At 45.7% G+C, this 8,792-nt stretch carries 6 protein-coding genes and 1 pseudogene; 4 read left to right on the top strand and 3 right to left on the bottom strand.

From position 1 onward, the window contains the following. The first annotated feature begins 302 nt into the window (after positions 1-302). Positions 303-1,534: pseudogene (locus ACTHO6_RS20890) on the top strand (IS256 family transposase). Between the two features lie 517 nt (positions 1,535-2,051). On the opposite strand, the gene ACTHO6_RS20885 reads toward ACTHO6_RS20890, so the two are convergent. Beyond that, positions 2,052-2,798, bottom strand: coding sequence for a cytochrome c biogenesis CcdA family protein (locus ACTHO6_RS20885; RefSeq protein ID WP_197187229.1), 747 nt, complete (start codon positions 2,796-2,798; stop codon positions 2,052-2,054). A gap of 147 nt (positions 2,799-2,945) precedes the next feature. Here ACTHO6_RS20885 and ACTHO6_RS20880 point away from each other — a divergent pair, with 147 nt between their 5' ends. Next, positions 2,946-3,293 carry a four-helix bundle copper-binding protein gene (locus ACTHO6_RS20880; RefSeq protein ID WP_338136549.1) on the top strand — a complete coding sequence of 116 codons (348 nt, stop codon included), beginning with the start codon at positions 2,946-2,948 and terminating at the stop codon, positions 3,291-3,293. A 279-nt stretch (positions 3,294-3,572) separates the two neighbouring features. Beyond that, positions 3,573-4,409, top strand: coding sequence for a hypothetical protein (locus ACTHO6_RS20875; RefSeq protein WP_197187227.1), 837 nt, complete (start codon positions 3,573-3,575; stop codon positions 4,407-4,409). Positions 4,410-4,465: 56 nt separating this feature from the next. On the opposite strand, the gene ACTHO6_RS20870 is transcribed toward ACTHO6_RS20875, so the two are convergent. Then, complete coding sequence (locus ACTHO6_RS20870) at positions 4,466-5,536, bottom strand: F510_1955 family glycosylhydrolase (protein WP_197187226.1); 1,071 nt, start codon at positions 5,534-5,536, stop codon at positions 4,466-4,468. A 108-nt stretch (positions 5,537-5,644) separates the two neighbouring features. Continuing rightward, positions 5,645-6,706, bottom strand: a complete 1,062-nt coding sequence (locus ACTHO6_RS20865) for a cell wall-binding repeat-containing protein (protein ID WP_197187225.1) — start codon at positions 6,704-6,706, stop codon at positions 5,645-5,647. Between the two features lie 148 nt (positions 6,707-6,854). Here ACTHO6_RS20865 and ACTHO6_RS20860 point away from each other — a divergent pair, with 148 nt between their 5' ends. Continuing rightward, entirely contained in the window at positions 6,855-8,477 is a 1,623-nt protein-coding gene (locus tag ACTHO6_RS20860) for a multicopper oxidase family protein (RefSeq protein ID WP_197187224.1), read from the top strand. Positions 8,478-8,792: the final 315 nt, after the last annotated feature.

Raw genomic sequence — 8,792 nt, 5'->3', positions numbered from 1 at the left:
AGATCCGCTCCTTAACATAATAGGTTTATTCTACAAGCCCTTATTTTTTCTGTCCAACTTAGTGTAACCGATCCATGTCGTGCAAGAACTTCTCCTTGCGGAGTTGCTCTGACAATCAGTTCCTCTTCATGAATCTCGATAAATACTTGATTCTCTCCCCTTGGATGGTATGTCCCTAAAGGAAGTTGAGTCCGTATAATTGTGTAAAAACAGCATCTCTCTAAAAATAAGGGAGCCATTTTCAATCCCCCTCGGTTAGAATGAAGTTGACTAGACAACATTCGAAGGAGAGGGAATTTGAAATGGCTCAATACCAGATTACCGTAGATTCGCAACTTTTGCATCAGCTTTTTCTCGGCAATTCACAGGATTCGGGAGTGGCCAAGTTGTTGGAATCCGTATTGAACCAAGTCTTGCAGGCACAGGCGACCGAACAGTTGGGGGCTGAACCCTACGAACGGACAGATGAGCGTCAAGCATATCGAAATGGTACATACCCACACCAATTGACTACACGTGTCGGTACGATCACGCTTCGTGTCCCTCGCATTCGCGGCGGGAAGTTCTCCACCGAGTTGTTCGCCCGTTATCAACGCAGCGAACAGGCACTGGTGCTGGCTCTCATGGAGATGGTCGTCAACGGTGTGTCTACCCGTAAGGTGGCCCAGATCACAGAAGAATTGTGCGGTACGGAGTTTTCCAAATCGACCGTGTCCGATCTGTGCAAACGGTTGGATCCTATCGTGAACGCCTGGAACAACCGTCCGCTACACGATTTTTCGTTCCCCTTTGTCATCGTCGATGCCCTGTACCTGAAAGTACGCGAAGAAGGGCGGGTGCGGTCACGGGGCGCTCTCATCGGGATCGGTGTCAATGCCGATGGATACCGGGAGGTATTGGGCGTTATGCTCGGCGACAGCGAGTCGGAGGCCAGCTGGAGCGAATTTTTTGGCTGGCTGAAAAGCCGTGGGCTTAAAAAGGCGTCGATCTGATTGTGTCGGATGACCATGGAGGGTTGGTTCGAGCCATCCGCAGGAACTTCCAAGGGGTGACCTGGCAGCGATGCCAGACGCACTTCATGCGCAACATTCTTGACGCCACACCCAAATCCTTGCAGGACGAGATTCATAGCCGGATTCGCCCCATTCTGGAGGCACCGGATGCAAAGACGGCACGGATGCTGTTAGAGAAGGTACTGGAGGAGTATGAAACGAAAGCGCCGAAGGCCATGGCTGTCCTGGAAGCAGGCTTCGAAGATGTCACAGCCGTCTTGGCATTACCGGAAAAGTACCGCAAGCGTCTTCGCACCACCAATCCGATGGAGCGGTTGAATGAGGAAATCCGCCGCCGTGAACGCGTGATTCGGATTTTTCCGAATCGAGAGTCTGCCATCCGCTTGATAGGGGCCTTGCTCATGGAAACGGACGAGAAATGGGCTAGCGGCAAAAAGTATTTGGACATGACAGAATATCTTGAATGGCGTCAAGGACAATCCCCAATCTCCTCCCATACCAAAGTCACTCGCATCGGCTAATAAACACCGCATCTAAGCCTGTCAAGGCCGCGAAGCGTTCCATTTTTAGCCTTGACAGGCTGAATGAAACACACTTTTGAAAAACCCAGCAATCCCTTGCTGGGCCTGCCATACGGCGAGTGACGGGGTGCAGGGGGTGTGCTCCCTGCGTCTCCCCCTTCGGGGGACGGAAGGGGGCATTCTAACCGAGGGCAATTTTACACACAAATATGGACTTGATCTATAAGCCGCAAAGAGAATCAAATTAACATTACATACACAATTATCAAAAATGACAATAAGACACCCTATTTCTTGCTTAAAATGAAAGGAGAACACAAAAATATTTCTTTCTTAAATAATTCCAAATAACCTATTCCCTAACTGGAATCGGTAGTTAAGCATTAAGTAAAATCGCACCAAACGATAATAGAGCCTAATGTAAAAGAGGCTTGTTTCCTTAATGATACTTTTTTGCGCAAGGGAAATATTCCGAAATTATGATATTACCTAAGGGTTGTTTTGTAATTATGCTTGCTTACCAAAATGTAAAAAAGTCTGAAATGCCTAAAAGGACGAATATACCTCCTGAGACTTTCTGGATCACTGTCCCCCATTTTCGAGATCGTTTTAATACGGCCGCCCTGTCGCCTACAATAGCCAGAATTAGCAGTACAGCAAACAATGGAATCGCAGTCCCTAATGAGAAAACGGCTGGAAGAACAATACCGACTGAACTGGAAAGCATCAAAGGCATGGCGAGACCAAAGAAGAGCCAGAACATCGTCGGACAAAATCCAAGTGAAAAAGCCACTCCAAGCAGAAACGCCTGTGTCCTTTCTTCAAAGCGTTGCGCGAAACGCTCGATTTTCTGCGTGATGGTGTTGGTTCCGAGATGAGGAATTCGAATGAAACCGAGTAAAAACAAGCCAATGACAACAAACAATGGAGCCAACAGTTTTCTTGCCCATTGAAATACAGGGATCGCTTGATTGGAAAGATGCTCTCCAAACAAATAGACAATTGCACCTAACGTAGAATAGACAAACGCTTTTCCCAGAATGAACAGAGCCACATTCCGACCAAATGTGCCTTTGGAAAGAAGTTTTTTCCCAAAAATGGTAAACGCCGCAACATTACCGGATAATTGACATGGTGCAAACGCTCCGATCATTCCCAGCAAAAGTGCCCCGATCAACGGTATTTCTTCACCTATCGCAAAGAACAGATTGGAAAATGGGTTGGAAAACCATGATCCCAACTGGTACAAAAGGGAATTCCACATATCGTTCCTCCTTTCCAGTAACTAGATTAAAAGGCTTGATGGATTCAGTATCATTTTACGATACAAATGTGAGTAAATTATGAAGACGTTTCACGTGCATAAATCATGCTTCCGGTTCCATACTAGACTTGGACAACCAAAAAGGAGGTGTCAAATGTGCTTGCAACCTTCCAAAACACATTTCAGCAATGTATTGAAGCTTGCGTGAGATGTCTGCAAGCCTGCGAGGAGTGTTTGACGGCATGCCTTCAGGAGCCGGATGCGCAAAAACGAACCAAATGCATCCAAACACTGCGTGATTGTGCGGATATCTGCGCTCTTTCCGTACAGTACATGTCCCGTAACAGTGAATATGCGAAACAGCTTTGTGGTTTGTGCGCCACTATCTGTGAAGCCTGTGCAACACATTGCGAAATGTTCAAAGACACTCACTGCCAGGAGTGTGCAAGAATGTGCCGAGAATGTGCAGCGGAGTGCCGTAATATGGCGAGTTAAAACAAAACAGGGGGAGAGGCCCTCCCCTGTTTTGTTATGTTCTCCTTTTCGCCTTTATTTGTTTTTCCTTACGGTAACGGTATATCCAATACGCACCAATACTTCCAATTGCCAATGCGACCAAATAGAAAAATTCGTCCATGCGAACAACCCCATTTTTATTCATACAATTGCCTCGTACCGAAGTCTTTATCGTATTTCCAATTTGCCAATCGGAATGAAACCTTGGGAATAACACATGCTATGACCATACATTAACATTTTGAGGAGGCCATTTATGTGAATAACTGGGTAACGAGTGTTATCTTTGCAAGCATTCTTGCGGCTGCAGCATGTGCACCAAACGCGGGTCAACCTGAGCAACCGAACATGGATCACAAACAGCACAATCAACCCGCCACAGGAGGAGACGAGACCACGAATTCTTCACAGATTCAGGCTGTCTGGAGACTGTCAAGCCAAACTCCACAAAGCAACCGAAAAGAACAGATTTCTATACAAATACAGGACAACACCGGAAAACCGGTTGAAAAATTTGATATCAGCCATGAAAAAGAGATGCATTTAATTGTAGTAAGTAAGGACCTCTCCACTTTTCAACACCTGCACCCCGAAAACAAAGGGAATGGCATGTTTACAGTTACCACAACTTTTCCCACTGGTGGTGATTACAAACTTATAGCAGATTTTATCCCTTCAGGCGGAGAGGCAAAAACCGAGAGCCAGTGGGTAACGATTGCGGGTAAGGCTCCATCCCCTCGTCCCCTTCAACCGGAAACAAATCTGACCAAAGTTGTAGAAGGCAAGGAAGTGACTCTATCCTTTGACAAATTGCAGTCCGGAAAAGAAGTTACAATGACCTTTTCCTTCCGAGATGCCGCAACCAAGAAGCCGATTACTAATCTGCAACAATATCTTGGGGCAATCGGCCACGTTGTCATCATCAGTTCGGATGTGGAAAAGTACATCCATAACCACCCTTTAGAGGAAAACACGCCAGGTCCCGAAGCAAAGTTTGGAACTGCATTTCCCAATTCTGGCATCTACAAGATATGGGGACAGTTTCAGCATAACGGGAAGGTATTTGTAGTACCGTTTGTGATTGACGTTCCATGAATAAATCATGTCAAAAAAGACTCCCCGACGGTTCGTACTTTGGGGAGTCTTGCATGTTATTTGCTTTCTGGGCTTCCTTCGGAAATGGTTTTCCCTTGATCCGCAATCTTTTTCCAATTCAACCCTCTATCATTGGAAATATAGATATCGTTTCTGAATGTAGCAAAAACCATTTGATTTTCATCTACTGGGTTCTGGGAAAAGTACGCAACCGAATCTTCAGTCAGGTTGGGAATGGACAGCGGCTCTACCTTTTTGGTATTCACGTCCATTCTTTTCAGATACGCCTGGTTATCGTACCCTCCGATAATCAAATCGCCTCGGTTGTTAAAAAATATTGAGGTGACTTGTCCGGCTAAAGCGACTTTTTCAAAGGTGTTACCGTGATCTTTTGAAAGGTAAACACCAGTCGGGGTACCGATCGCCACGACAGATGCTTCTGTCGGATGAGCAGCCATGCTGGTGAGTTCTTCCGTGATACCTTTCATTTCACTTTTCGTCCATGTACTGCCTTCGTCTGTAGAGTAAAAAAGACCGGCTGTACTCATTTTGGAATTGGGCTGCTGATTCATCACGTAAACGACATGAGAAGAATACCCAACCGCCATATTGTGAAAATCGATTTCCCCTTCAAGAGCGAGTGTTTGCAGAGTTTTTCCTTCGTCTTTACTTTTAACAATACCCAGCGGATTTTTCAGTTCGGATCCCGGGGCCGGATGACCGCTGCTGTAAAACCCTTCGTCAACAGTAGAAAAGCCCATATAGTCGTGTTTTTCTTTATTCGGAACATACCAAATTCCGTTCTCATAAATTCTAATTCCATCATGAGCGGGAATCAGGATACGTTTTCCGTCGGAAGAGTACCCCAACCCGTGAACGTGTTCCATAAACACTCCTCTTTCAGCCCCCGTGCCAATCAAAGTCATGACTCCGGCGATTGCAAATCCAGTAAATGATGCCATCATTGCCCACTTAATCCATTGTAGCGTTTTGGACAACTGTAAACGCCTCTCCCTGTCTTCCTGCCTCTTCACGTTATTCAGCATGCGAATTTGCCTTCTGATTACGATAAAATAAACAAATAGTATAAGAGTAATCAAAATTGTACCGATTAACGCAAGACCCATAAATTGAACTCCTTTCGATCTTTCAAGAACCATTATTATTGTAACCGATACTTGTGAAGAAATTATGTTGAAATCAAAAAAGCACCTTTAGAAAGGCGCTTTTGTTTACTAATGCTGTGCTGGAAAAATAATATGCTCTTCTATCTCGATTTGCGTCTGATAGCTGATCGAATCGAAATTTCCGAAGACAAAGCCGTGCATGAAAGGAGGACCTGGCGGCCTTTTCATCTCTGGCCGAAGGAAACGGAGATAGCTTCTTACTTCATTCGGTAATGCTCCTGCCCTGGTTAATAATAAAGGTGCATGTTTACCAAGATGGGAGAAAAGCCCCGATATGATTGCAAGCCGCCACTCTCTACGATTCACAAAGGAAAACGCATCTCCTTTTCCCTTCTCATTCCGGTTCCATCCTACCCTGGTTTCTGAATCAAAAAACCTAGAAAAACGGACAGAAATGTCATACGGTGAGGAACCGGAAATTCTTGTTACTTTTCCTGCAGTCAAACGATGCAGAGAGCGTTCAACCTCATCGGAGACGGTCACTTGGGAACCGACAATGTAGACGTTCAATTCCGGATGTTCATGAAAATATTGCTGGACTGGAGCCGGAATACGATCTTTTTCCGTTAAAAGTACAGGGATTCCCTGATGCATAGCGTAATTGGGTACAAACATACTTTCGTCAAATGCTTCACCGGAGATCAGAAAGACGTTCTTTTTCCCCTGTTCTGACGTCGGTGGATACGTTAAACGGAATTGGGAAGCCTCCATAGCCGTCCGGTACGGATCCTCATTGCCGATTCGTAAAGTGGAATACCCCAGCGCTTGAATGTCCTGTTCCACGCCTCTGCTTACGGGCCCTACCAAAAAGACCTGGGCAGGTACGTTATTTCCTTCCGGCGACAATCGCTGGATTTCGATTCTTATTTCTTCCGTAAGTCGTTCCGGGACAATCATCACGGGGGCGTTATTCGGGTCATGGACCAGAGAAGCAGCCGTAAAGGCGAAGGAAAAGTGCTCGGCAGGCACTATCGTTATGGCGTTAGGTTTCCACGGCACCATGGCGGAAGGAAATCCGGGATATGCCATCTGATAAGCGTTCAACATGACGGAGATTACACTTTCTCCCCATACTCTTGTGGTATCAACAGTATTACCGCTAAACATCATGGTCACCTCCTCCACCATCTTATGTGCATATACCCAAAAGAGTTTCTCCGAAGCAAGGGCTACTTCATCTCTCTATATGTATATCTTCATCTTTTCTCCACAATCATGTGATAATCTTACTTCATCAGCAGGTAAGGAGGTATGAACAATGTCCACCAAGACACGCAGCAAAAAGTGGTTAGTACTACCGCTCATGCTTACGGGTGCACTTGTGCTGTCCGCTTGTACAAATAATGATCAAAACATGAACCATCAAGGACACAACATGGGGAATATGGGCTCTTCATCTAACAACAGCCAATCTTCCCCTACAATGGCTGCGTCAACAGACGCATCATTTGAAGTCTTGACGGGTAACACGTTTACCCTAACCGCAAAAGAAACGATGCTTCACCTGGATGACAAAACAATGCGCACAGCATGGACATTTAACGGCACCGTTCCAGGACCACAACTTCGTGTGAAACAAGGGGAAACTATTAAGGTTGTCCTGAAAAACGAACTGAAGGAGCCGGTAACCATTCACTGGCATGGCCTACCTGTTCCGAACAATATGGATGGGATTCCTGGGGTGACCCAAAATGCAGTGAAACCTGGTGATAGTTTCACGTATCAGTTTAAAGTAGATGTTCCCGGAACGTATTGGTACCACTCTCATCAGAAAAGTGTCGAGCAAGTAGATAAAGGACTTTACGGCTCGATTGTCGTTGAACCAAAGGACGCACAACCCGTTGACAAGGACTACACAGTTGTTATCGACGAATGGTTGAAGGACGACATGGCCGGCATGAGCCACGGCGGAGGCTCTCAATCCAACACGGATAATAGTCAATCAAGCAACGGTCATGGCGGCCATAACATGAACATGGGCAGTTCCGAAATGCCAATGAGCGATGCCGAAATGATGCCCCTGATGTACACGATCTTCTCCGCTAACGGAAAAACAGGCTCAGCCATCCAACCCCTTACAGTAAAGGAAGGAGAAAAAGTTCGAATCCGTCTGGTCAATGCAGGGTTCCTCTCCCACAAGCTTCATCTGCATGGACACGATTTTAAAATCGTCTCTACGGACGGCCAGCCGATTAACAATCCGCCGATTGTAAAAGACCAATTACTGAATATCGCTCCGGGCGAACGATACGATATTGAATTCGTTGCCAATAACCCGGGGAAATGGCTGTTGGATGAACACGGACCAAATCCGGGAGCTAAAACCCTGGCCATTCCGATCGTTTACGAAGGAGCAACAGGCGACTTGCCAGCTCACGACACGAATGAAATGCCTGTAGTTGATATCACTAAATATGGAGAGACAGCAAAGAGTAACTTCTCTCTAGACGACAAGTTTAATCTGGAGTACACCATGGAGCTTGGCACCGAAACAAGAAATGGAGAATTCGCCTTTACCATCAACGGCAAAACATTCCCGGATACTGCTCCGCTAAACGTGAAAGAAGGCGACCTGGTCAAAGTGAAACTGGTGAACAAGTCACCAAAAGATGTTCATCCGATGCATTTACACGGCCACTTCTTCCAAGTACTGAGCAAGAACGGTAAGCCTATATCCGGTTCACCTCTGGTAAAAGATACCCTTAATGTCCTGCCGGGTGAAGAATATATCGTCGCCTTTAAGGCAGACAACCCAGGGAATTGGATGTTCCACTGCCACGACCTTGGCCACGCTTCTCAGGGGATGGTGACGGAAGTAAAATATGAAGGTTACAAGCCAGACTTTACCATCGATCCTACTGTTGGAAATATGCCGGAATAAGTAGCAAAAAGGGTGGAAACAACCGCGTTTCCGCCCTTTTCACTTTACCAGAATGTATACACGTCATAGCATATACACGACAATTGGCGGGAAGCTGTGAGTAATCATAATGATGCTAGACTTAATAGTAGACACAGATTACACTGATGAAACGACAACTATCGGAGGACTGTGTCAAAGATGAAAAAGCCACTTTATGACGATGAGTACAAAAAGAAGACAGTTCAGTATGTCAAAGCGGTTTAACCCCTCAATATTTGAGTCAGACTCCCTTATTCTCGTTTTTTCTTCGTTTTTCATTTTCTTCAACCATTT

The sequence above is a fragment of the Brevibacillus sp. SAFN-007a genome (assembly GCF_051967035.1).
GTDB lineage: Bacteria > Bacillota > Bacilli > Brevibacillales > Brevibacillaceae > Brevibacillus.
This window is presented reverse-complemented; position numbering and strand designations above follow the sequence as displayed.